The following is a 22,371-nucleotide window of genomic DNA, read 5'->3' as shown; positions in this document are numbered from 1 at the left end:
GCCGCGGATCAGGCCGGCTCACTCTCGTCAATCGGCAGGGTCCATTCCCCCGAGGAGATCGCCGCCTGTTTGGCCTCCATCGGCGGGATCGCGTCGGCAGGCACATCGTCGGCGACATAGATCAGCTCGTTACCGCCATAGGACATGAAGGAATACTGGGTGTAGTCCCGACCCACCGGCTTGGCCGCTTCAATGTCCCCGATGATGGCCGCGATGGTCGGGCCGTAGTTCCAGATCGCATTGGCAAAGACGGTGCCAGGATACCGCGGCGTATAGTCGATCAGCGATCCGATCGCCTTGATCCCACGCTCTTCTGCCGCATCTGCGGTGCCGATGCGTTCGCCAAAGAGGATATCGGCGCCCGCGTCGATCTGCGCAATCGCCGCCTCCTTGGCGCGGGCCGGGTCGAACCACGCGCCGATGAACCCGTTGAGGAAACTCGCCTCCGGGTTCACCTCGCTGACGCCCGCGCGGAAGGCGTTGATCAGCAGGTTGACCTCGGGGATCGGGTAGCCGCCAACCGAGCCGAAGACATTGCTCTCCGACATCTTCCCGGCCAGCATGCCCGCGAGATAAGCAGCCTCGTGATTGCGGGTGCCGAAGACGCCGAAGTTGTCGCCCTGCGGCCCGCCGGATGAGCCCATGAGGAAGGCGGTCTCGGGATAGTCGGCCGCCACTTCGCGCGCTTCGCGCTCCACTGCATAGGCCTCGCCCCAGACAAGCTGCGCGCCGCCTTCGGCATACTCCGCCATGGCGCGCGGGTAGTCCGTCGGCGCCACGCCTTCGGAGAACTCATACTCGATGGTGCCCGCTGCCGCCGCTTCCTGGAAGGCAAGGTGAATTCGGCTGTTCCAGGCGTTCTCCACCGGGGAATTGTGCACGGCGGCCACCTTGATCACCGATTGCGCCTGGGCGCGGCGGATGTAGGCGGGCAGCGCCAGCGTGGCGCCCGCGCCGATGATCAACTGGCGGCGATTGGGTGTGAGTTTCATGTGAAAGTCCTTCCTGATTGGTCATGTGGTCTTTTGGTTATTCCGAACGGTCCTCGGCGGCTGGCGCGTAAGCGGCCGGATCAAGCGTGTCCGGGCGTCCGGGCAGGTCAAGTGCGGCCAGCCGCGGAGCGGTGCGCGCGATGACTTTACCGTTGCGGATCACCGCGAGGCGCGTGGCTTTCATCCGCACCGCCTCGATCGGGTCGCGCGCCTGCAGCAGAACCATGTTTGCCGGGCCGCCCTTTCGGAGTGTCGGGTCGGGCAGCCCCATGGCCTTGGCGCCGTTCAGCGTCACGGAGGTAAAGGCCCAGGCCATCGCCTCGCGCGAGGTCATCGGCACCGCGTGCACGCCCATATGCGCGACCTCCAACATGTCAGCCGAGCCCAGCGGATACCACGGATCCATGGTGCAATCCTGCCCGAAGGCCACATTCACCCCGGCGGCGCGCAGCTCGGCCACCCGCGTCAGCCCCCGGCGGCGCGGGTATGTGTCGGACCGCCCCTGCAGCGTGATATTGATCAGCGGGTTGGGCACAACGTTCATGCCCGCTTCGGCGATCAGCGGGATGAGCTTGGTCGCATAGTAGTTGTCATAGGAATGCATCGCCGTCACATGGCTCGCCACCACCCGACCGCCCAGCCCCAGCCGCGTGGTCTCATGGGCCAGCGTCTCCACATGGCGTGACATCGGGTCGTCACTTTCGTCGCAGTGCAAATCGAGCCTCAAGCCGCGCTCGGCGGCGATCTCGGCCAGCCGCGTGACCGACCGCGCACCCTCGGCCATCGTGCGCTCAAAATGCGGAATGCCGCCGACCACATCGACCCCCATATCGAGCGCACGAATGAGGTTTTCCTCTGCGTTCTCAGCGCGGTAGAGCCCATCCTGCGGGAAGGCGACCAGTTGCAGATCGATGTAAGGCGCCACCTGTCGGCGCACCTCCAGCAAGGCCTCCACACCGACCAGAGGCGCGGTTGATACATCCACATGCGACCGGATCGCCAGAAGCCCCTGCGACACGGCGAGATCGCAGTACCGCAGCGCCCGCTCCACGACCGCGTCCACCGTCAGTAGTGGTTTCAACTCGCCCCAAAGTGCGATGCCCTCAAGCAGCGTTCCGGAGACGTTCAGGCGCGGCAAGCCGAGGCTGAGGGTCGCGTCCATGTGGAAATGCGGGTCCACGAACGGCGGCGACAGCAGCCGGTCCGTGCCGTCGATCTCGTCATGCGCCTCGGCGGCGATGGACGGCGCCATATCCACCACCTCTGCCCCCTTGATGGCGACATCAAGTGGTCCGCGCCCATCCGGCAGGCGCGCATTCCTGATTATGAGATCCAGCATCCCCCGACACCCTTTTGACGCCACGATAAGCAGATTTCGGGAAACCGCCAATTCTTTCGTCGTCAGGCTTGCAGAAAACCGCGCGCATTGGTGGGTTTGGCCGTTTTCTGGGCTGCGGCACAGTGATCAGACTTGGCGTCAACTCGACGCCACACCCGGCCTACGCGCTCTCTTCAGGCAAACCGCCGGGCGGCATCGCCAGACCTACCCCCTGCCGGTAGGCCGAGGGCGTCACGCCGACATTCTGCTTGAACGCGCGGTAAAAGACCGAGCGGGAGTTGAAACCCACGTCGTAGGTGATGGTCAGAATGGACCCATCGGTGTCCGCCAGCTGCCGTTTCGCATCCTCGATCCGCAAACCGTTCACATAGTCGAAAAAGCTCTGTCCCAGCCGCTCATTCAGCGCCTGCGAAACATAGTGCCGCTTGGCACCCACCCGGTCCGCAAGGTCCCACAAGGACAGATCGGGTTCCTGATAGAGCTTCTCCTCCGACATCACCCGCTCGATCTTGGCCGCGATCCGCGCAAGATGGGCCCCATCCTGCGCCGAATGGCCATACTTTCGGGTCGGCGCCGGCGGTGGGCTGTCGTCCTCGGGCACGGTCGCCGGCGGCGTCATGCCGGGTTGCTGACGCACCCCCCATATGGCGATGATCCACAGAAGGGCGATCTGAGCCGAAGCACCCGCGTAAAATGACACGGCTGGGGTCAGCACCTCGTCACCAGCACCCGCAGCGTCAAACAGGATGCTGATAAGATTGAACAGCCAGAAGAACGACACCGCCGCCATAATGCCCCAGATCCAGCGCAACTCGCGGCCTTCGGTGCTGGCATAGAGGTCTTTGAGCTGCGTCTTGTAGGACAGCAGCCGCCCGATGGTGAGGACGGCGTAGATCGGCACGAGAGTATAGAAGATGACGGTCACGGCCCAAAGCAGGGCGATGCTCACGGGTTGCAGCGTTTCAGCCAGCACAGCCCCTGCAATCAGCCAGCCCTGCTGCGCCACGACAAATCCATAGATTGCACAGGAGGCGACAATCGGCGCGCCGTGCGCCCATCGCCGGACGGGCCTGTCCGGGCGCGTCGGATCCGCGGTCAGGCGGCGCACGTAGAGCCACAAGAGGACCGGCTGGACCATGCTCAGCGGCACTTCTGCCAGCTCAAGCGCGACGTTCAGCAGCGACGCAGAGGCCGCACCCGTCATGTGTTCGACCGGCAGGGCCACCAGCCTCAGCGTATTGGCAAGGAAGAACAGCCCCAACGGCAGGCGGACCTGCCGGTTCGGGCCCGGCAGCAGCAGCAGATGCGTGCAAAAGGCAGAGACCATAAACACGCCGACGGCCAGCGCCAGCCGCCACAGCTCAAGGGTCGAAAGTCCCGTCATACCATCCATGTCAAACCCGGCCCTTCAGGCGCCCGGGGCCTGGACACACCCGTGCCCAAGCCCCAAAGCATCAAGATCGTCGCACGAGGTGGATCAGAAAATGAACACATCCTCGCTGAGCTCTGTAGGCGATACACCCAGCAGATCAATCTCATTCTCGCCATAGGAGATCTGCACGCGCCCCTGTCCGGTGCTTTCGATCCTCAAATCCTCGAACGCAAGACCCGTGGCCGAGAAATCAAGCCTGTCGGTCTCGGCGTCGAACCCATAGATCCGGTCGTGGCCCGCATCCAGCTGGAACACAAAGACATCGGCCCCCTGTCCACCCCACATCCTGTCATTGCCGCTGCCGCCGTCCAGCGTGTCGTCACCTCGGCCGCCGGACAACCTGTCATCCCCGGCTCCGCCAGAGAGATGGTCATCGCCGCGGTCCCCGTTGAGGTGATCGCGCCCGGTGCCACCGTCGAGCGTGTCGCTGCCGCCGCCGCCGCGCATCACGTCCGATCCGGCGCCGCCCTCGAGCGTGTCGTTCCCCCGGTCGCTGAACATCCGGTCATCGCCCTCGCCGCCGTCCAACAGGTCATCTCCGGCGCGCCCGAAGAGCTCATCGCGCCCGTCTCCGCCGATGATCTTGTCATCACCAAAACCACCGCGCAGATGGTCGGCCCCGTCCAGCCCGATGAGCTGGTTGTTCGCGGTCCATGCCTCGGAGGGCCCGCGCAGAATGTCCACATGGTCCGCATCGTCAGAGCCGATCCTCAGCTCCGACCCGTCCTCAAAGCTGAGCCTGCCGGTATCAAACGCGCGCAGCGCCTCGTCAAACCTCAGGCTCACACCATCGAGGCTCAGAACCGTCTCGGCCTCGCCATCCATGCCAGCCTCTTCGCTCAGGGTGATCTCGGCTGCGGTGGCCGCGATCTCGAAGCTCTCCGCACCAGGGTCAAAACTGGCCCAGCTGTCATCATCGAAGATCGCCGCAAAGGCCGAGACCAGAAGCTCAACCGGGTCCGCATTGGAATGCGACGCGGCGATGGTCACGATTGTACCGCTCTCCACATGCACGAAGGTCGCCGTTTTCGTGCCCAGTGTGCCGCCTTGAAAGCCGATCAATTGCTGGCCAAATACGATCCCGGAGGACAGACCAAGGCTTTCGCCATTCGGGTCCGGCGTGCCGTCTTCCGCGCGAAAATCAAGTATCTCTGCAAGTTGCTCAGGCGGCAGCAAGGTTTCGGACAGCAACAACGCATCCATGAAGCGGATCATGTCCGCCGTGCTTGAGACCACACCGCCGGCCGCGCCGAAATGGAACGGCACATCGGTCACATCAAGGAGCTGGCCGGGCACGATCTCAGCGAACGACTGCAGCATCGCGGCCGATCCGCTGTGCGGCCCATAGCTGGTGTTGGTCATGCCGGCGGGGGTGAAGATCTGCGCGTCCAGCACCGCGCCGAACGTCTGCCCTGTCACCTGCTCCACCAGTTTCTCCAGAAGCAGGAAGTTGGTGTTGGAATACTCATAACCCGTGCCGGGCGCAAAATTCGCAGGCTCGCCCGAGGCGATGGCCAGCATCTCATCGGTGCCGATTGGGCGGGTCGGATCTGCCATGATGGCCTCGATAAACGCGGGCATCCCAGCGTCGCCCGGCACCGTGTCGTAGTCCGGAATACCTGAACGGTTTGCAAGCAATTGACGCACAGTGACGGTCTCAATATTCGCGATCCCCTCAAGACCCGTCAGGTCGAGCTGCGCGCTGAGTGGCGCATCAAAATCGATCTTGCCTTCGGCAACCAGGTTCAGGACGACCACGCCCGTCATCATCTTGGTCTGCGATCCGATCTGGAACTGATTGTCGGTGGTTGCGGCCTCTCCGGTCTCGGTATCCGCGACGCCGCGGGACTGCGAGACAGAGAGCCCGTCGCGGTAAATCTCCATCAGCACAGCAGGCGCGGGGGTAACATCCTTGAAACTGTCCATCGCGGTGCGCGGTCCGGCTTGCAGGGCGGAGGGGTCGAAAACAGACATGATATGGTCCTTGATCGTTGCTTGAAGAACGGGCGGATTGCCCGGCAACGCGTCTGCCTGAACCGCAGCGCGCAGGCGTCCGGTTGGATCGGTCAGGACAGATTGAGACGGCTTTTTTGGAAACAGCAGGCGCTGAGGCGCCCTAGCTCAGCGCACCGACAAAGCGGTAGCCTTCGCCATGCGCCGTCGCGATCAGCGCGCCGCCACTGCGCAGGGCGCCCAGCTTGCGCCGCAACCGCGCCACATGGGCATCAATGGCGCGGTCCGACACGGTCGCATCCGCTCCATAGAGCTCCTCAACCAGCACCGCGCGTGACACCACATCGCCGCCGCGCGCAAAGATCGCTTCCAGGAAGCTGAACTCCAGATGGGTCAAGCCAAGGTCATGATCGTCACTGACCCGCCGGGCCACGCGCCGGTCAAAATCCAGCTCCAGATCCCCCATCCGCTGCACGCCCCGCGGCACCGAGGCCGCCTTGCTGCGCTTGCTCCGCCGCAAAACCGACCGGACGCGCGCCAGCAACTCGCGCGGCTCATAGGGTTTGGTCACATAGTCATCCGCACCCAGTTCCAGCCCCACAACCCGGTCATAAACCTCGTTGCGCGCCGACAGCATGATGATTGGAACATCGGTCTCGCGCTGCAGCCGCTTGGCCGCCTCGAACCCGTCCTGATCGGGCAGGATCAGATCCAGCACGATCAGATCGGTCTTCTCGCGATCGAGCGCGGTGAACATATCGTGCGCCGTGAACACACCGGTCGAGCGATAGCCGTTCTTGCTGAAGAAACGTTCCAGGAAACTCGTTTCCTGCCGGTCGTCATCGACGATCAGAATGTGTTCCTGCATGCGCGGCTTCCAAGGTCCCGGGGTGGCTTGGGCCACCGTAGCGCAGGCTTGCCAAGTCCCGCAAGACTGGGCCAAATCGATCCTGTGAATGCTCAAGCGTCCAAAACCCCACGGCGACGCGCGCTGACCCTCGCTGCGGCGGCGGCGGTCCTTTTGTCGATCACCATGGTGCTGGGCACCACGCTCGGCGTGCTGACCCAGGCCCAGTTCTCCGAGGTCGAGACCAGCTGGACTTCCTACTCGGGCGGTCCCGAACGCAAGGGCGCACTGATCAGCGAACTGCGTGGCTTTCTGGGCTATGGCGGCATCATCCACAACTTCAAGAACTACGTGCTGCGCCAGGACCCCGTCTATCTCGACGAGACGCGGCTGCAACTCGAACGCTTCCAACAGGTTGTCTCGGCCTTCGAAGGACTGCAACTCTCCGAGACCGAACGCGGCGCCATCGCGATCATCAGCCGCACCGTCGCCGAGTATGAAACCAACCTCGCCATCGCGGAGCAGGGCGCGCAAGACGGCTGGCCCGTCTCGCGCACCGACACGCTGGTGCGGATCGACGATGGCCCCGCCGTGCAGGCCCTCGCCCGGCTCGAAGCGGAGTGGCGCGCGTTGCAGGATCTCAGCACCGCCCGCCTCTTTGCCGCCGTCACCGAAGGGCGCAACCTGATCTGGATCGGCTATTGGTCGATCCTTGCGCTGTTTTGCACGGCCATGGCGATCGGCGTGCTGCTCTACCTTCTTGTGCGCGATCTGCAATCCGAGCTGCGCCAGCGCCAGCGGCTGCAACAGTCCCAGGCGCGGCTCGCCACCATCGTCGAGCAGAGCCCGGCGACAATCATCCTGACCGACACTGACGCCCGCATCCAATACGTGAACCGCAAGTTCAAGGCGCTGACCGGCTGGGACGATGCCGAGATCATTGGCCAGACGCCTGCTTTTCTGCAATCGGGCGCCACGGCGCCGGGCGATTATGCCGAGGTGCGCGCACGCCTCGAAGCAGGCGCGCCCTGGCAAGGCATCTTCCGCAACCTGCGCAAGGACGGCACGAGCTATTGGGCTGAAACCACGATCCTGCCGCTGCGTGATGCGGAGGGAACGGTGCAGAACTATGTGGGCATCGGCGAGGACATCACCGAGGCGCGCAAGGCGCGCGATCAGGTCGTGCGCGCGCAAAAGCTCGAAGCGGTGGGCCAGCTCGCGGGCGGTGTGGCGCATGATTTCAACAACATCCTGACCACCATCGTCGGCGCCAGTCATCTCGCCGCGATGGACGCGCCCGAGGGCAGCGATCTGGCCAATGAGATCGACCAGATCGGCATCGCCGCGCGCCGCGCCCAGCATCTGGTGCGCGAGCTTCTGACCTTCGCGCGGCGCGAGCCGGCGGTGCCCCAGCCCGTTGTTTTGGCCGATGTGGTGGACGAGGTCGTGCACCTGCTCCGCGCCTCGATCCCGCCGACCACCACAATCACCCTCACGCCGCCCGAAACACCGCTCGCGGTCATGGGCGATGCAACTCACTTGCATCAGATCGTCATGAACCTCTGCCGCAACGCCGCTGAGGCCATGTCCGGCGCGCCCGGCACCATCACAATCCGGATCACCACGACCCAAACCCCCGACGGTGGGCGCGACGCGCCCGACGGGTGGGTTCGGCTCGATGTCTCCGATGACGGGCCGGGCATGAGCGCCCAGACGCTCGCGCATCTCTTCGAGCCCTTCTTCACCACCAAACCGCTCGGCAAGGGCTCCGGCCTCGGGCTCGCGGTGGTGCATGGGCTTGTCGAGGATATGGGCGGGCACATTGATGTCGACAGCACGCTGGGCGTGGGCAGCACCTTCTCGGTCATCCTGCCCGCAACAACCGCTGATCAGGGTGAGACCGGCCAGACCGAGGACCCGCTCCCGCGCGGGACCGAGCGCATCCTGCTGGTCGATGACGAGGCCGAGGTCGCCAGCACCTTCCGCCGACAGCTCATGCGTCTGGGCTATCAGGTCGACGCCTTCAAGGCCCCGGGGCTGGCCTTGGAACACTTCCGCCGCAGGCCGGGCGACTATGATCTCGTGATCACCGACATGGTCATGCCCGAGATGAATGGGCAGGAGCTCGCCAGTGCAATCCGAATCGAACGGATGGATCTGCCGGTCATGATTTGCAGCGGATACCGCCCCGAAGGCGTCGTTCTGGAGGGCGATGCCCCTCTCTTGCTGCACAAACCTATCGATCCGGTGGTTTTTGCGCGACACGTGCGCGCAGCGATCGACCGGCTGTCATAACTTCGACGGGTGTTAACAGGTGGTTAACGCAACAGCGTCACAGGCCGTCACATCCCGTCACATCATTTAACCCAAACGTCACACACGTCACAAAAATGCGTGTTAGCATTGGGTTAGCCAAATTTCGCACCCGGCCAAGCGGCTCTGATCAACCTTGATCAGACGGCTTTACCAGAGGTCCGAAACCCCTTTTCCGAGGAAGCCATGCCCGATTTTTCGGCACAAAGACCTATTGCCTGCTCGCATCCGAAAAAGACCCAACCGGCTGTGCCTGACCGAGCCGCCACACGCCGCATGTCGGCGCCGCGCGCACGCCGGGGCGCCGCGCTGACCCATCCGACCATTCGCAACGGCAAAGCTGCCAGGAAAGGAGTGCGCAGATGATCCGAACCATCCTGTTGACGGGGCTGCTGATGACCGGCACCGCCGTCGCCGCGCAAGAGGCGGTCACGCCGGACCCCGCGCTCGAGGTCGATGCCGCCCGCGCCGAGCTGGGCAAGCGGCTCTTCTATGACGTCCGGCTCTCCGGCGACGCCACGCTCTCCTGCGCCAGTTGCCACCAGCCCGACAAGGCCTTCACCGATGGCGAAGCGCTCTCCGCCGCCTACACCGGCGCGGGGCACTTCCGCAACACGCCCACGCTCGCCAATGTGGGCTTCCGCGACGCCTGGCTGCACGACGGGCGCCTCGGCACCAACCTCAACGACGTCGCCCGCGAGATGATCACCGAGACCTACCTGATGAACATGGACATGCGCATCATGCAGGAGCGGCTGAAGCAGGACCCGGTCTATGTGGAGATGTTCGCCGCCGCGGGCATGTCCGAGCCCTCGAACGGCGGCGCGCGCAATGCGCTGATGGATTTCATGAAAACCATCCAGTCGCGCAATGCGCCCTATGACACCGGCAAGCTTTCCCCCGCTGCCCAGCGCGGTCAGGTGATCTTCGAAGGCAAGGGCAATTGCACCGCCTGCCATGCCGGCACCCGCTTCACCGATGATCAGCCCCACAACACCGGCGTGCCCACCAACCCCGACATCTGGGCCGATCCCGAACGGCACTCCGCCTTTGTGACCTACGCCAAATTTATGGGGGTGCCCGCCTACATGAGCCTGCGCGAGGACATCGGTGCCTATATCCGCACCCACCAGGATGACACCCGCCGCAGCTTCCTCACGCCCACCCTGCGCGAGCTCACCTACACGGCCCCGTATATGCACAATGGCATTTTCGACACGCTCAAGGAGGTGGTGGACTTCTACGACGCAGGCGGCGGGGACGACCCGTTGAAGGACGCGCGCCTGAAGCCCCTGGGCCTCGTCCCATCCGAGAAAGCCGACCTCGTCGCCTTCCTGCAGAGCCTCTCAGGCGAGAGTTTCGAGACCGACGCCTACGTCTGGAGCGCCGATGACTACGACTACGTGCTCATCGAAAACTGGCGCAACGTGAACAACTGAGGGAGATCATGATGACCATCCGAACCACACTCCTCGCCCTCAGCACGCTCACATTGGCCGGCGTGGTTGGAGCGCAGGAACCCCCGCGCCCTGCAGAGCTCTCCGCCCTCGGCCCCGTGCCCATCCCGGCGGACAACCCGATGAGTGACGCCAAGGTCGAGCTGGGCAAAAAGCTCTTCTTCGACCCGATCCTTTCAGGCAACTACGGTATGCCCTGTTCCGCCTGCCACCTGCCCGACGCAGGCTGGGCCGTGCAGGACCGGATCAGCTTCGGCTACCCCGGCACCACCCATTGGCGCAACAGCCAGACCATCGTGAACTCGGCCTATTACAGCAAGCTTTTCTGGGCCGGGGCCAGCGGCAGCCTTGAGCATCAGGCCCGCTCCGCCGCCCGCGGTGGCGTCGCGGGCAATGGCGAGGACGACATGATGGAAGCCCGCCTCGCCTTCGTGCCGGAATACCGCGCCGCCTTCCGCGAGGTTTTTGGCGATGACTGGCCCTCGGTCCGCCACGCTTACATGGCTATCGCCGCCTTCCAGCGCACCATCGTGCAGCCCGACACGCCCTTCGATCAATACATGAATGGCGATGACGCCGCCCTCACCGACCAGCAGAAAGAAGGGCTCGACCTCTTCACCGGCAAGGCCAATTGCGTGACCTGTCACAACGGCGCGCTTCTCTCGGACGAAGCCTATTACAACATCGGCGTGCCCCCGTATGCGGGCTGGGAAGACGACGAGTTGGCGCAGATCACCTTCCGCTTCGAGCTCTACGCCAAAGGCTCGACCGAAGAGATGTACCGCACCACCAAGGATGACCCGGGCCTGTACTTCCGCACCAAGCAAAAGTCCGACAAGGGCAAGTTCCGCGTGCCGTCCCTGCGCTACACCGCCTACACCTACCCCTACATGCACAACGGCATGATCGAGACGCTGCGCGATGTGGTGGTCTTCTACAACGAGGGCGGCGGCGAGAATGAATTCTCGGCCAACAAGACCGACCTGATCCAGCCGCTGGGCCTCAATGACAGCGAAATCGACGCGCTCGTGGCCTTCCTCGAAAGCCTCTCGGGCCCGGAGCTCCTGATCGAAGAGCCGGAAATCCCCGAGATGGAACCGCTGCCCGCGGCACAGAACTAAGGAGCAGGACAATGACCAGGATTGATCCGAAAATCAGACGCGCGATCTACGGCGAGAACGGCGAGAGTCAAGCGGCGGGCACCAGCGGCTGCCTGATGACCCGCCGCCAGATGCTGCTCACGGGTGGCATCGCCACCACGGTGGTCATGGTCGGCATCCCCGGCATGCCCGAGGCGCAGACGCCCGCTGCCGTCTCGACCTATCCGCGCAAGCTCATCGCCAAGCTGAGCGAGCTGCAAGTCGATGAGCCCTTGGACTTCACCTACCCGGACGAGGGCCAATACTCAGAATCCATCCTCGTCAAGCTCGGCACCGAAGCGGGCGGCGGATTGGGCCCAGAAAAGGACGTGGTCGCTTTCAACTACACCTGCACCCATCAGGGCGGCCCGCTGCAGGGCACCTACCAGGCCGCCGACAAGGCGCTTGGCCCCTGCCCCCTGCACCTGACCACCTTCGACCTCACCCGCCACGGCATCTTCATCTCCGGGCAAGCGTATCAATCGCTGCCCCAGGTGCTCTTGGAGCTCGACGGCGATGACATCTACGCCGTTGGCATGTTCGGCCTGATTTATGGCCGTTTCGACAATCTGCAGGGCTGAGGAGACCCCAATATGTCCACACCATACTATGTCCCCGAAACCTCCGTCCCGCTGCCGCCGCCCGATGCGGATGTGATCTCCACCGCCTGCGACTATTGCATCGTGGCCTGCGGCTACAAGGTCTACCGCTGGCCCGTCGCGGGCGGGAAAGTCGGCGGCCCCATGGCCGAAGACAACGCCTTTGGCGAGGACTTCCCCGTGGCCCCCCTGGGCGCCTGGATCGCGCCCAACATGCACAACATCGTGCTGCACAATGGCGAGCCGCATCACATCGTGATCATCCCCGACAAGGACGCGGAATTCGTCAACTACTCCGGCAACTCCTCGATCCGCGGCGGTGCGCTGGCGCAGAAGGTCTACAACCCGCAGACGCCCACACGCGACCGGTTGACCAGCCCGATGGTGCGCATGTTCGGCGTGCTGATGCCCGTCACCTGGGACTTCGCGCTCGACATCGCCGCCGAGGTGGGCAACTACGTGCTCGAAAAGCACGGCACCAATGCCTATGGCGTGAAAACCTTCTCCTACGGCTACATGGAGAACACCTACGCCATCACCAAGTACGCCCTGCGCCACGTCCGCACCGCGAATTTCACCTTCCACGACACGCCCTCGGATGTGACCTCGACTCCAGGGTTCCGCGATGCGGGCTTCGACAATTTCGGGCCGTCCTATGACGACTGGGCCGAAGCCGATTGTCTCCTCATGTGTGGCACCGATCCTTACGAGTCGAAGACCATCCTCTTCACCGACTACATCATGCCCGCCATCCAGGGCGGCCAGAAGGCGATCTTCCTGCTGCCCCGCCGCACCGCAGGCACCGCCTTTGCCGAGAAGAACGGCGGCATGGTCATCGACATCCAACCCGGAACCGACCTGCCCGTGGTGCTCGCCATCGCGCGCGTGATTGTCGAGAACGGCTGGGAGGATGCCGAGTGGATCAAGGAGTGGGTCAACAACAAATGGGAAAGCTCCTCCGGCTTCGGCCAAGGCACTCGCAACACGCCCTGGCAGTGGCGCACAACCTGGGGCAAGTTCCAGACCGCAGGCTTTGAGGACTGGAAAGAGTGGCTGCTCGCCCAAGACTACTCCGAGCCCGAAAAAGCCGCTGAAATCGCCCAGATCGACGTGCAGAAAATCTACACCGCCGCCGAATGGATGGCGAAACCGAAAGAGGACGGCACGCGCCCGAAGACCTCGATCATGATCGAGAAAGGCTTCTACTGGTCCAACAACACCGGCAACACGCAGGCCATCTCGGCGCTTGGCATCGTCGTCGGCGCGGGCGGACGCCCGGGTCAGGTCATCGGGCGCGCGGGCGGGCACCAGCGCGGTGGATTGCGCGGCGGCGGCTACCCTCGGAACAAATCGCCGGAAAAGCTGCCCGGACGGCGGCGGCGCGCCATGGACACCGACCGGTATCTCATGAGCGGGCACACCCGGCTCGCCCATGTGATCGGCACCACCTGGGTGCAGGCCATGTGCGGCAGCCAATCGCTGCAGGCCAAGTTCGACGAGCTGACCACCCGCAACCCGCATCAGGTCACGAGCTTCGAGAAGGCCGACATCATCGACACGCTGAAACGCCGTGTGGACTCGGGCGGCATGGTGGTCTGGAACCAGGATATCTACCTGGTCGATCCCATCGGCGCGCGCTATGCGGACATCATCTTCCCCGCCTCCGGATGGGGCGAGGACACCTTCACCCGCGCCAATGGCGAGCGCCGCATCCGGCTCTATCCAAAGTTCTACGACGCACCCGGGGATGCCAAGTCCGACTGGTGGATCATCGCCAACCTCGCCAGGAAGATGGGCTTCGAAGGCTTCGACTGGCAGAACTCCAACGACGTGTTGGAGGAAGGCGCGCGGCATTCGCGCGGCTCCCGCAAGGACTTCAACATGGTCAAGGTCGCGGCGCAGCGTGAAGGTAAGACCCTGCACCAGAAGCTCGGCGAATTCGGCACCAACGGCATCCAGGGCCCCGTGCTGATGGACAAGGACGGCACTCTGGTCGAGACCAAGCGCCTGCACGACGTCAACCGCGTCCTGCCCGAGGAAGGCCCGGTGGGAGCGACCGTCTTCAACAAGAAGCTCACCCATTTCAACAGCCAGACCGGCAAGTGCAACATCCAGAAAGCGCCGTGGGATCTCTTCTCCAGCTACTGGGAGTGGCTGAAGCCCCGCGAGGATGAGATCTGGATCACCTCCGGCCGCATCAACGAACGCTGGCAATCGGGCTATGACGACCGGCGCCGCCCCTACATCGTGCAGCGCTGGCCCGAGAACTGGATCGAGCTGCACCCCTCGGTGGCCGAAGCGCGCGGTATCGAGAACGGTGACTACGTTCAGGTCTATTCCGACCGCATCCCGGTGCAGACCAACACGATCATCGGCGTGGAGGGCTCGGATTTCGACTTCGACAGCCTGCTGAAGAACGGGCATATCGAGCTCACCAGCGCCTTCGTGACCGCCGTCGCCATCGTGACCCCGGCGGTGAAGGAGAACCTCGGCTACATGGACTTCCTGCACACCGCCCAGCCTGCGAACGCGCTCTCCGGCCGGGTCGTGGACTGGATCAGCGGAAACTACAACTACAAGATGGGTGTGGGTAAGGTCCGCAAGATGGGCGAAAGCCCCTACAAGCCCCAGTTCCGCTCCATGTCCTTCGCCCGGCGCGACATCGCCTGATCTCTGCCCGGCGCCCACCCTGGGCGCCGGGTGTCCCTTCCCAAGAAGGACTGCACCCATGCGCGACGAAGTCCATCTAACCAACACAACCGAAGTGATCCGTGGCTATCTCACCTCCGAGAACGAGGTGATCCGCTGCGCCGCGCTTCAGGCTTATCTGGCGCAGCTCCCCGACCCGGAGGCGTGTCGCGCCCTGCTCCGCGAGGCGCTGACGGACCCGGACCCCGACCTGCGCAGCGACGCGATGGAGGCGCTGGCCGAGATCGCCACACCCGCCGATCTGCCCGCGATCCGCCGCTCGCTGACGGGCGATCCGGTGCGCGAGGTGAAGCTCGCCGCCCTGCGCGCGCTTGGCCGTCTGGGCGAGGCGGAGGACATCGACCTCATGCGCGCGCTGGTGCTGTCGCGCTGCGAGGATCGCGTCGCCTGGGAGGACGATCTGAGCGACTGGGAAGACTGGCTCGACATCCAGGTCGCCGCCATCGCCGCCCTCGGCCAGCTTGGCGCAACCGACTGCATCGAGAATCTCTTCACCGCCCGTGACGACCCGCAAGGCCAGACCCTCGACACGGTCGTGTTCGACGCGCTTGGTCAAATGGGCTCGGAAGGTCTCTCCTGGCTGCTGGCCGTAGTACAAACCGACCCCGGGCTCGGCGCCAAACGCGCGCTCGACGCCCTCTCCAAGCTTGCACCGGAGATGCTGATCGACCACATCGACACGCTGCTTGCGCAGTCCAATCCAAACCTGAGGCTGCACGCGGTTGCCGCGCTGGACGCGTCGTCAGAGACGCTCGCCGGGCTTGCCCAATACGACCCCGCGCCAGAGGTGCGCCGCGTCGCCTTGCAGAAGGCCGCGAAAGTCTCGCCAGAGTTGGCCCTGAACGCCTTGCGCGATCCGGATGCTTCGGTTCAGGCAACGGCACTCGATCTGCTGGCCCCGCCGCACTCTCCAAAAGACCAGGAGGCGGTGAAAGACAACCTCTGCGCCTGGGTCACAGTCGGTCCGTCAAAGCTCGCCGCGGCGGCGGCGCGCAACCTGCCGCGCCTCGCACCCGAGCGGGCAGAGCCTTTGCTCATTGCTCTGGCCCAGAACCAGACCCACGGCCTCGACGCCGCAGTGACAGCTGTCCGCGCCTTGTCAGAGCTTGCACCGCCTTTGCAGACCTCGGTCTTCGGGCTGTTGCTGGCGAATCCCGCGCAACAGGTGCGCATCGCGGCTCTGGTTGCGCTCAAGGACCGGTCCGCCGAGCCTGATGCCCGCGCCTGCCTTGTCGCAGCAATCTCTGAAACGCTGCTGTCCGACGACGAGGCGACGCGGCCCCCGCCTGACAGCGAGGCGGCGCAAGAGCTTGGCGCTCCAAAAGGTGAAGGCGCCGGGGCCTCTCGCGTGCGGATCACGCGCACGGGCGACATCGTGACAGCGGACGCGGACGACCCCGGCGAGGGCTCGACCCTCGCGGCGATCCTAACAGAGACCACGGAAGCCCCCACCTCCGCCCTCGCGGAAGACACCCCCGAAGAAAGCGCGCCCAAGCGCAAAAAGCGGCGTCCGGTGGAGGGCCCGTTAGAGATCGCCCGCACCCTCGCCCTCGATGCCATTCGGCTCTGCGGCGGCTGCCCCGGCGATGACATCGAAACCGCTCTGCTCGCGCGGGTCGAAAGCGCCGACACCGAAATACGCCGCACAGCGACAATCGCCTTGAGTGCGAGCCGTACGATCGACTCCGACGCTGCAAAACCGGTCATCGATGCGGCCCTCGCAGATGGGGACCCGCAGACGCGCTTCCATGCCTTCAAGCTGCGCGATTTTGGCGCCGGAGATGACAGGATCCGGGCACAAGCTCTGGCGGATGCCGACCCGCTGATCCGCGCGGAAGCCGTGGCGCGCATGGATGATCAAGAGGCGCTCCGCTACGTGACCGACCCCGCTGCAACTGTGCGCGCCGCTGCAATCAAGGCGCTTCTGAACGCGCCGGAGCCCGCGGTGCTGCAAAAGGCTTTCGAGGCCCTCGAACAGGGCCAACAGATCGATACTCTGGCCACGCTGACCGGCGCAGAGCGCGCTGTCCGAGAAATGGCCATCGCCGCTCTAAATGGGCCGGACATCACGGCACAGCGGGCCTATGTGCTGCTGCGCGCGCTGGCGGGACAGATAAGCTGAGGGCAGCCCCCGCGTGGGGCGGCGGGGCTGGCCCCGCCGCCCCACGCGGGGGTCCTACGCCCAAAACTCGTCGACAAAGACAACGGTGTCGACCGCGCTCAAGTCAGCGGGCGTCACCCCGTCCAGAAGGGCAATCTCGACCCCATCGACCAGCACCATCACAGCCCCCCCCACATCACTGAAGGACGCTGTGGCGCTGCGCCCGAAGCCGACCAGCTGCAACTGGTCTTCTCCGGCAACAAAATCCGCGATCTCATCGAACCCGGTCTCGCCAAAACGGAAGACGAAGTCATCGCTGCCGCTGCCGCCGCGCAGCGTATCGAACCCGTCACCACCCGAGATCACGTCATTGCCGCGATCACCGCCGAGATCGTCGTCACCGTCGCCGCCCAGCACCACGTCATTGCCACGCCCGCCTTTCAGCAGATCGTTGTCGTTACCACCGTCCAGCGTATCGAACCCCTTGCTGCCAAAGAGCGTGTCGTCGCCCAGCCCGCCGATCATCAGGTCAGCACCGGTGCTGCCGCGCAGCAGGTCATCACCGTCACCGCCGTTGAGCGTGTCATCGCCGCGCCCGCCGCTCAGCGTATCCGCATCCATATCGCCCGAGAGATCATCTTCGCCATCGGCACCATCCAGCATGTCCTCGCCCGATCCACCTTCCACGGTGTCATCACCGCGTCGGCCATTCACGATGTCGTCGCCCGCGCCTGCAATGGTCAGCCCACCCTCGGGGTCCGTGTCGATCACATCATCACCACCGCGGGTAAAGAGCGCCTCCCATCGGATCTCGGCATTGGCCGCGACCTGCCTGCCCACCTCCAGACCGTTGAGATTGCCGTCCTGAATGTGGATGCCACCGTAGAGACGCGAAATCCCCGCCTCCTCCGCCGCTTCGGTCAGGGTGTCCCACTGCAACACAACGGGCGGCCCGGCGCCGAAATCCTCAAACACCAGCTCACTGGTCTCATAACGGCCCAAGAGATCGATGCCCGCCACACCATCGAGGTCATAATTGCTGAGCGATGTGCCATCGTAATAGACGTCCGAGCCGACAAAGCTGGCGATGGTCTTGGCCGCCGCCATCGAAAAGGTCGAATGCCCCGAGACGTACTCCGGGAAGGGCGGCGTCACGAAAGTCACGTTCTGATAGGGCTGCCACTCCTGCCCAAGGATCGTCTGCGTGCCCTGGTTGACCCCGCCCCAGGCCTCGATCTCCTGATCAAAGAACAGATCGCGGATCGCCGACTGCGGGCGCACGTAATCATAGGCATATTTCGCCTCCCACGTGGCAATCCCCGCATCAAAGACCGCCGCGTTCAGCGCAAAGAACATCTTGGCATCTTCGTCGATCCCATGCCCCTCGCGCAGCGCAATGTCCTGTGCAATCTGGTTCCAGTGACCGGGAGGCGACTCGGTGCGCGGCCCGTCAGCCCAGAACTCCGCAACCACCTTCTGCTCATTGGTCAGGTTGGCCGAGAAATCGATCACCTCGGCAATCTGATCGCGATAGGCCTGGTCATTCGTGGTCACCTTGCCGGTGCCATCCACGTAAGCCGAGAAATCACCAAGCTGCGGCGGGGCATCAGGCCGGAACTGATCGCCCGACGCCAGCGCAAAACTGTCGACCGATCCCCAATGCGGCGTCAGCGCCACCTGGTCCACATAGCTCGAGGGATCGTTGTTATCGATGATCGGCACGCCATTGGCGTCGGTCACCGTGCCGGTCGGCACCCGCAGGGGCTGCCAGTGATTGGGGTCGAAATCATCCCCACCCGGGGCGCGGCCACTGTCCGGATCGGCAGAGTTTACCGGCGCATAGCCGGTGGTATCGGCAAAATCGCTTTGGGCGTTGGATCCATCCGCAGCCCGCGCGGCAAAGACATTCTCGGCAGCCAGAGCGCCGACCCCCGCGGCCGAGCCCGTGCCCGCAACCGCGTCGGCGGGGTCATACCCCAGATCGGCCATGAAATCATCGAACTTATCGGCCTCAGAAGGGAAGAGCGCGCTCAAGGTCACATAGGCGGCAAAGCTCACCGCTTCGGCCTTGTTGGCCTCGGTGTTGCTCAGCCCCGTGCCGATCTCGGAATAGTGGCCATAAGCATCCGGATCAAAGGCCGCCCAGGCGTCATAGACGGCGGCACTCACCACATGCAGCTGATAGGTTGTCGCCGTGGGCTTGGCGCCGCCTTCGCGAATGGCCTCGAGCATCACCTCGTTCCATTGCGCAACAATAGATTGCTGTTGAACAGTCATAATCAAAAACTCCGATAAAAAGTGCTTTGGTTTAAATAATGAAACAATGCTACGTGACACCGCACACAACTCAAAGAGTTATCTTTGAAATCAAGCGCTTGCCTCAACCATAGATAGAAACAGCGCCCATAAGGCTGGCATATGCCTGGTCACGGGCGGCGATCGAATGACATCCCCACCCGCATCCGGTCGCTTGATCACCCCAAACCCCCAAAGCTCATCGTCAGACACGGACCCTGCGGCCCGACTTGGACGATATCCCGATCCGCACTACCCTGAGTGTTGATTCAATGTTGATTCCAATGGTGATGGCACTTTGCCTGGGGGGCATCAGATGCGCACATGGTCGTTCGTTCCGTCGGAAAACCGCCTTGAGACCGACGAGGAAGTCGCCCATCTGACCGGCAAGGCCACCTCCGTGCTGCGCTACCTGCTGCAGAACCAGGGCGCCGTGGTCTCGCGTGACGAAATCCTCAAAGCGATCTGGCAGGATGTGCACGTCACGCCGGACCTGGTGCGCGAATACATCTTCGACATCCGCCAGGCGCTCGGCGATGACGCGAGCAATCCGATGTATATCGAGACCATCCGCGGCAAGGGGTTCCGGCTGCTCGGCGGGGTCGAGGTCCAGCGCAGCCGAAACGGAGAGGAGGCGGGCATCCGCCGCCCGCGCATCGCCGTGCTGCGGCCCGATTGCCTCGAAGGCGGCCCGCGCTGGCAGCGCTTTGCCGACGGCATGGCCGACGAGTTGATCACCGATCTGGCGCGGTTCAGCGATCTGGCGGTGATCGCCCGGGTCTCCTCCTTTGCCGCCGACAAGTCGAAGTCGATCCTCGATGTGGTGGACCAGCTCGATGCCGACTACGTGGTCGAAAGCAGCCTCTCGGCCTGGTCCGATCACCTCAAGGCGCAATTCCAGCTCATCGACGGGCGCAACGGGCTGCACGCCTGGGCCGAAAGCATCGAACGCCCGATCACTTCCATGCCCAAGCTCTCGGGCGACATCGCGCTGACCGTGGCGAACCACCTTGGCGGCCCTGCGGGCGCCATCGTCCGGGCCGAGCAGCGCTATGCAGTGCGCCGCCCGCTGTCGGAACTGAACGCCTATGAGCACTACGTCATGGCCTGCCATCTGGAGGAACACTACGATCAGGCCTCGATGCAGCGCGGGCTGGAGCATGCGGAAAAGGTCATCGAAATGGACCCGGAGTTTGCCCGCGGGCACCTCGTGCGCGCCATGTTCTGCGACCGGGGCGAAGCCATCTCGAACACCCGCAGCCAGACGGAATGGATCCAGGAAACCGCCCTCTCCGCCGAAAAAGCGCTGAGCATCGACGGGCGCGACCCGCTGATCCTGTCAGAATGCGCTCGCGCCTTCGCCAATACGGGGCGCCCGGCCCTGGCCCGCAACGCCGCCGTGCGTGCCGCCGACTTTGCGCAGAACGACTCGCTCGCTGCCCTCAACACCGCCTCGTCGCTCACCCTGGTCGCCGGAGAGTTCGCGCTGGCCGACCAGATGCTCGATGCCGCCTTCTCGCTCTGTCCCGCCCCGCCCGCCTTCTACGCCTTTGCGCGCGGGCGCAATCTGCTCTTCTCGGGCCGCTATGCCGAGGCGGAAGAGGTCGCAGAGACCGGCCCGGACTACGAATCCACCTACGTCATCCGGCTGCTGTCGCAGGCCCTGCAGAACAAGGCCGAGGCCGCGCAAGAGACGCTTCAGGTGCTGCGCGCCAAATACCCGCATTTCAGTTTCGAGACCTACCCCAAGAACATGGGCATGGTGGCCGAGGCCACGCTGGCAACCTACAACGAGGCGGTCGCGCGGCTCGGCGTCGACTGAGCGCCTAGCCCTCCGTCTCGATCAACGGCACCGGCCCGGCCCGCAACAACAGCAGGTCGGCCCAGAACCACAGCAGGAAACACAGGATCATCATCGCGGGCAGCGCGACCTGCGCCAGCGATCCGTCGCTGCCGAAGATCGCAACCGCGAGGGCCGCAATCGACGGCGCGCGGCTCACGATCACCGCCAGCCGGAACCCGGCATCGAGCCACGCCCGCCCGGGCACCACCAAGGTCGGCAACACCGCCGTGCCCAGCTTGCCCCCGGCCAAAAGCACGCCTGCCAGGAGTGCCAGCGTCGTGTCTCCCAGCCAGACCAACGCAATCGTCAGCATGATCGCCGCCAGCCCCGCGAGCAGATCGCCCAGCTGCACCAGCCGCGGTTGCGGACGGGCCGGATCACCCCACGCCCGCTCATAAAGCACACCCGCAAGAATGAAGACGATCATCGACCCGGTCAGCCAGAGCGCGCCGGGGCTCCCGACAAAATAGGCCGCAAGCGCCGCCGCAACGCCGGTGTCGGCGCGCAGATACACAAGCTGCGTGGTCACACCGGCGGCCAGCGCCAGCACATTGCCGATGTTGTAAAGCGCCCCGGGCCCCGGTGATCGCATCCACCCCGCCCGGCCCACAGCCGGTGAGACCCGCCTGACAGCGGCGGGTTCCGCTGTCGCACTCCGGCCAAATGATGGTTTTTCCGCGTTGCTGCACAAGGCTCTACCCTCCAAATAACTTACTGAAAAAATGCGCAACGCACGGGGTGCACCAGCGCATGGGCCAAGCCTAGCGCCGCAGCCGAGACGGGTTTCGATGAGTCTTTGTTGATTCCGCAGGTTAACCACAAAATCAGTGACTTAGAGCGCGCCTCTTGGGCTCAGACGAAGCGATTGGAGAGGCGCGCAGCCAGATAGCGGGCCGGGTCCGGGTCATCCTGCATCATGGTTTCGCGCCAGGCCGTCTGCTCAGCCTCGATGATCGCCAGCTCCCAGACACAGGCCACCACCGGGCGGGTCACCGTGTCCATCGGCGCCGCTGCCCCATAGAGCTGGCGGTGGATGTGCTGGCAGAGCACCGAGCCCTGCACCCACCACTGCGCCGCGATCGTGAGGCCCCATGCGCCGGGGTGAATGATCACGAAGCCCAGATCGTTGCTGTCGCCCATCTCGGTGACCTTGGCCCGCACCTCCTCGGCCAGAAACCGCGCGGTTCGGTCCCGCATCTCAGGGGTGATTTCCTGACCCGGCGCCAGCAGCCCGTAGAGCTTGACGCGCAGCGTGCCGACCTCGGCCTCGCCCTCATCGGTCACCTCCCGGGGCTGATGGCGTTCAATATGCGGGGCAGACATCGCACCGGTCCTCCTGGATCACGCGACGG

15 protein-coding genes are annotated in these 22,371 nt (G+C 64.4%); 7 read left to right on the top strand and 8 right to left on the bottom strand.

What is annotated here, in order from left to right; genetic code table 11:
- Window positions 1–8 precede the first annotated feature (8 nt).
- From ACVC7O_RS04660 to ACVC7O_RS04640, 5 genes are all read right to left on the bottom strand, one after another.
- Window positions 9–992: a BMP family protein gene (locus ACVC7O_RS04660; RefSeq protein ID WP_458324920.1), complete on the bottom strand. Its 984-nt coding sequence runs from the start codon at window positions 990–992 to the stop codon at window positions 9–11.
- A gap of 37 nt (window positions 993–1,029) precedes the next feature.
- Entirely contained in the window at window positions 1,030–2,331 is a 1,302-nt protein-coding gene (locus tag ACVC7O_RS04655; RefSeq protein WP_458324919.1) for an amidohydrolase family protein, read from the bottom strand.
- A gap of 160 nt (window positions 2,332–2,491) precedes the next feature.
- Window positions 2,492–3,724: a helix-turn-helix transcriptional regulator gene (locus tag ACVC7O_RS04650; RefSeq protein WP_458324918.1), complete on the bottom strand. Its 1,233-nt coding sequence runs from the start codon at window positions 3,722–3,724 to the stop codon at window positions 2,492–2,494.
- A gap of 84 nt (window positions 3,725–3,808) precedes the next feature.
- The gene (locus ACVC7O_RS04645) at window positions 3,809–5,737 is read right to left on the bottom strand and encodes a serine hydrolase (RefSeq protein WP_458324917.1); all 1,929 of its coding nucleotides are present in this window, start codon (window positions 5,735–5,737) and stop codon (window positions 3,809–3,811) included.
- Between the two features lie 142 nt (window positions 5,738–5,879).
- Window positions 5,880–6,584, bottom strand: coding sequence for a response regulator transcription factor (locus tag ACVC7O_RS04640; RefSeq protein ID WP_458324916.1), 705 nt, complete (start codon window positions 6,582–6,584; stop codon window positions 5,880–5,882).
- 84 nt (window positions 6,585–6,668) lie between these two features.
- On the opposite strand from ACVC7O_RS04640, the gene ACVC7O_RS04635 reads away from it, so the two are divergent.
- The 6 genes from ACVC7O_RS04635 to ACVC7O_RS04610 all read left to right on the top strand — a co-directional run bounded on the left by ACVC7O_RS04635 (window position 6,669) and on the right by ACVC7O_RS04610 (window position 16,902).
- Entirely contained in the window at window positions 6,669–8,858 is a 2,190-nt protein-coding gene (locus ACVC7O_RS04635) for a hybrid sensor histidine kinase/response regulator (protein ID WP_458324915.1), read from the top strand.
- A gap of 380 nt (window positions 8,859–9,238) precedes the next feature.
- Entirely contained in the window at window positions 9,239–10,315 is a 1,077-nt protein-coding gene (locus ACVC7O_RS04630; protein WP_458324914.1) for a cytochrome-c peroxidase, read from the top strand.
- An 11-nt stretch (window positions 10,316–10,326) separates the two neighbouring features.
- Window positions 10,327–11,454: a cytochrome-c peroxidase gene (locus ACVC7O_RS04625; protein WP_458324913.1), complete on the top strand. Its 1,128-nt coding sequence runs from the start codon at window positions 10,327–10,329 to the stop codon at window positions 11,452–11,454.
- A gap of 11 nt (window positions 11,455–11,465) precedes the next feature.
- On the top strand, window positions 11,466–12,053 hold the full coding sequence (locus tag ACVC7O_RS04620) for an arsenate reductase (azurin) small subunit (protein ID WP_458324912.1): 588 nt from the start codon (window positions 11,466–11,468) through the stop codon (window positions 12,051–12,053).
- A 12-nt stretch (window positions 12,054–12,065) separates the two neighbouring features.
- Window positions 12,066–14,741: an arsenate reductase (azurin) large subunit gene (locus ACVC7O_RS04615; protein WP_458324911.1), complete on the top strand. Its 2,676-nt coding sequence runs from the start codon at window positions 12,066–12,068 to the stop codon at window positions 14,739–14,741.
- Between the two features lie 58 nt (window positions 14,742–14,799).
- On the top strand, window positions 14,800–16,902 hold the full coding sequence (locus ACVC7O_RS04610; RefSeq protein WP_458324910.1) for a HEAT repeat domain-containing protein: 2,103 nt from the start codon (window positions 14,800–14,802) through the stop codon (window positions 16,900–16,902).
- A gap of 54 nt (window positions 16,903–16,956) precedes the next feature.
- Here the strand turns inward: ACVC7O_RS04610 and ACVC7O_RS04605 are convergent, their stop codons facing one another.
- Window positions 16,957–19,158, bottom strand: a complete 2,202-nt coding sequence (locus ACVC7O_RS04605; RefSeq protein WP_458324909.1) for a DUF6851 domain-containing protein — start codon at window positions 19,156–19,158, stop codon at window positions 16,957–16,959.
- A gap of 334 nt (window positions 19,159–19,492) precedes the next feature.
- Between ACVC7O_RS04605 and ACVC7O_RS04600 the strand changes: the two genes are divergently transcribed.
- Window positions 19,493–20,998 (top strand): winged helix-turn-helix domain-containing tetratricopeptide repeat protein, encoded by a 1,506-nt coding sequence (locus ACVC7O_RS04600; RefSeq protein ID WP_458324908.1) that lies wholly within the window; start codon window positions 19,493–19,495, stop codon window positions 20,996–20,998.
- Between the two features lie 4 nt (window positions 20,999–21,002).
- Here ACVC7O_RS04600 and ACVC7O_RS04595 read toward each other — a convergent pair whose 3' ends face one another.
- Together ACVC7O_RS04595 and ACVC7O_RS04590 are read right to left on the bottom strand one after the other, a co-directional pair.
- Window positions 21,003–21,611, bottom strand: coding sequence for a hypothetical protein (locus ACVC7O_RS04595; protein ID WP_458324907.1), 609 nt, complete (start codon window positions 21,609–21,611; stop codon window positions 21,003–21,005).
- Between the two features lie 260 nt (window positions 21,612–21,871).
- Window positions 21,872–22,342 (bottom strand): hypothetical protein, encoded by a 471-nt coding sequence (locus ACVC7O_RS04590; RefSeq protein ID WP_458324906.1) that lies wholly within the window; start codon window positions 22,340–22,342, stop codon window positions 21,872–21,874.
- Window positions 22,343–22,371 lie beyond the last annotated feature (29 nt).

The organism is Roseobacter cerffii, from assembly GCF_054226325.1.
Note: the sequence above shows the minus strand (reverse complement) of the source record. Positions and strands in the feature narration are given on the sequence as shown.

Coding starts and splice junctions, on each gene's coding strand:
- ACVC7O_RS04660 (WP_458324920.1), bottom strand. CDS start 992: ATGAAACTCACACCCAATCGCCGCCAGTTGATCATCGGCGCGGGCGCC.
- ACVC7O_RS04655 (WP_458324919.1), bottom strand. CDS start 2,331: ATGCTGGATCTCATAATCAGGAATGCGCGCCTGCCGGATGGGCGCGGA.
- ACVC7O_RS04650 (WP_458324918.1), bottom strand. CDS start 3,724: ATGGATGGTATGACGGGACTTTCGACCCTTGAGCTGTGGCGGCTGGCG.
- ACVC7O_RS04645 (WP_458324917.1), bottom strand. CDS start 5,737: ATGTCTGTTTTCGACCCCTCCGCCCTGCAAGCCGGACCGCGCACCGCG.
- ACVC7O_RS04640 (WP_458324916.1), bottom strand. CDS start 6,584: ATGCAGGAACACATTCTGATCGTCGATGACGACCGGCAGGAAACGAGT.
- ACVC7O_RS04630 (WP_458324914.1), top strand. CDS start 9,239: ATGATCCGAACCATCCTGTTGACGGGGCTGCTGATGACCGGCACCGCC.
- ACVC7O_RS04625 (WP_458324913.1), top strand. CDS start 10,327: ATGACCATCCGAACCACACTCCTCGCCCTCAGCACGCTCACATTGGCC.
- ACVC7O_RS04620 (WP_458324912.1), top strand. CDS start 11,466: ATGACCAGGATTGATCCGAAAATCAGACGCGCGATCTACGGCGAGAAC.
- ACVC7O_RS04615 (WP_458324911.1), top strand. CDS start 12,066: ATGTCCACACCATACTATGTCCCCGAAACCTCCGTCCCGCTGCCGCCG.
- ACVC7O_RS04610 (WP_458324910.1), top strand. CDS start 14,800: ATGCGCGACGAAGTCCATCTAACCAACACAACCGAAGTGATCCGTGGC.
- ACVC7O_RS04605 (WP_458324909.1), bottom strand. CDS start 19,158: ATGACTGTTCAACAGCAATCTATTGTTGCGCAATGGAACGAGGTGATG.
- ACVC7O_RS04600 (WP_458324908.1), top strand. CDS start 19,493: ATGCGCACATGGTCGTTCGTTCCGTCGGAAAACCGCCTTGAGACCGAC.
- ACVC7O_RS04595 (WP_458324907.1), bottom strand. CDS start 21,611: ATGCGATCACCGGGGCCCGGGGCGCTTTACAACATCGGCAATGTGCTG.
- ACVC7O_RS04590 (WP_458324906.1), bottom strand. CDS start 22,342: ATGTCTGCCCCGCATATTGAACGCCATCAGCCCCGGGAGGTGACCGAT.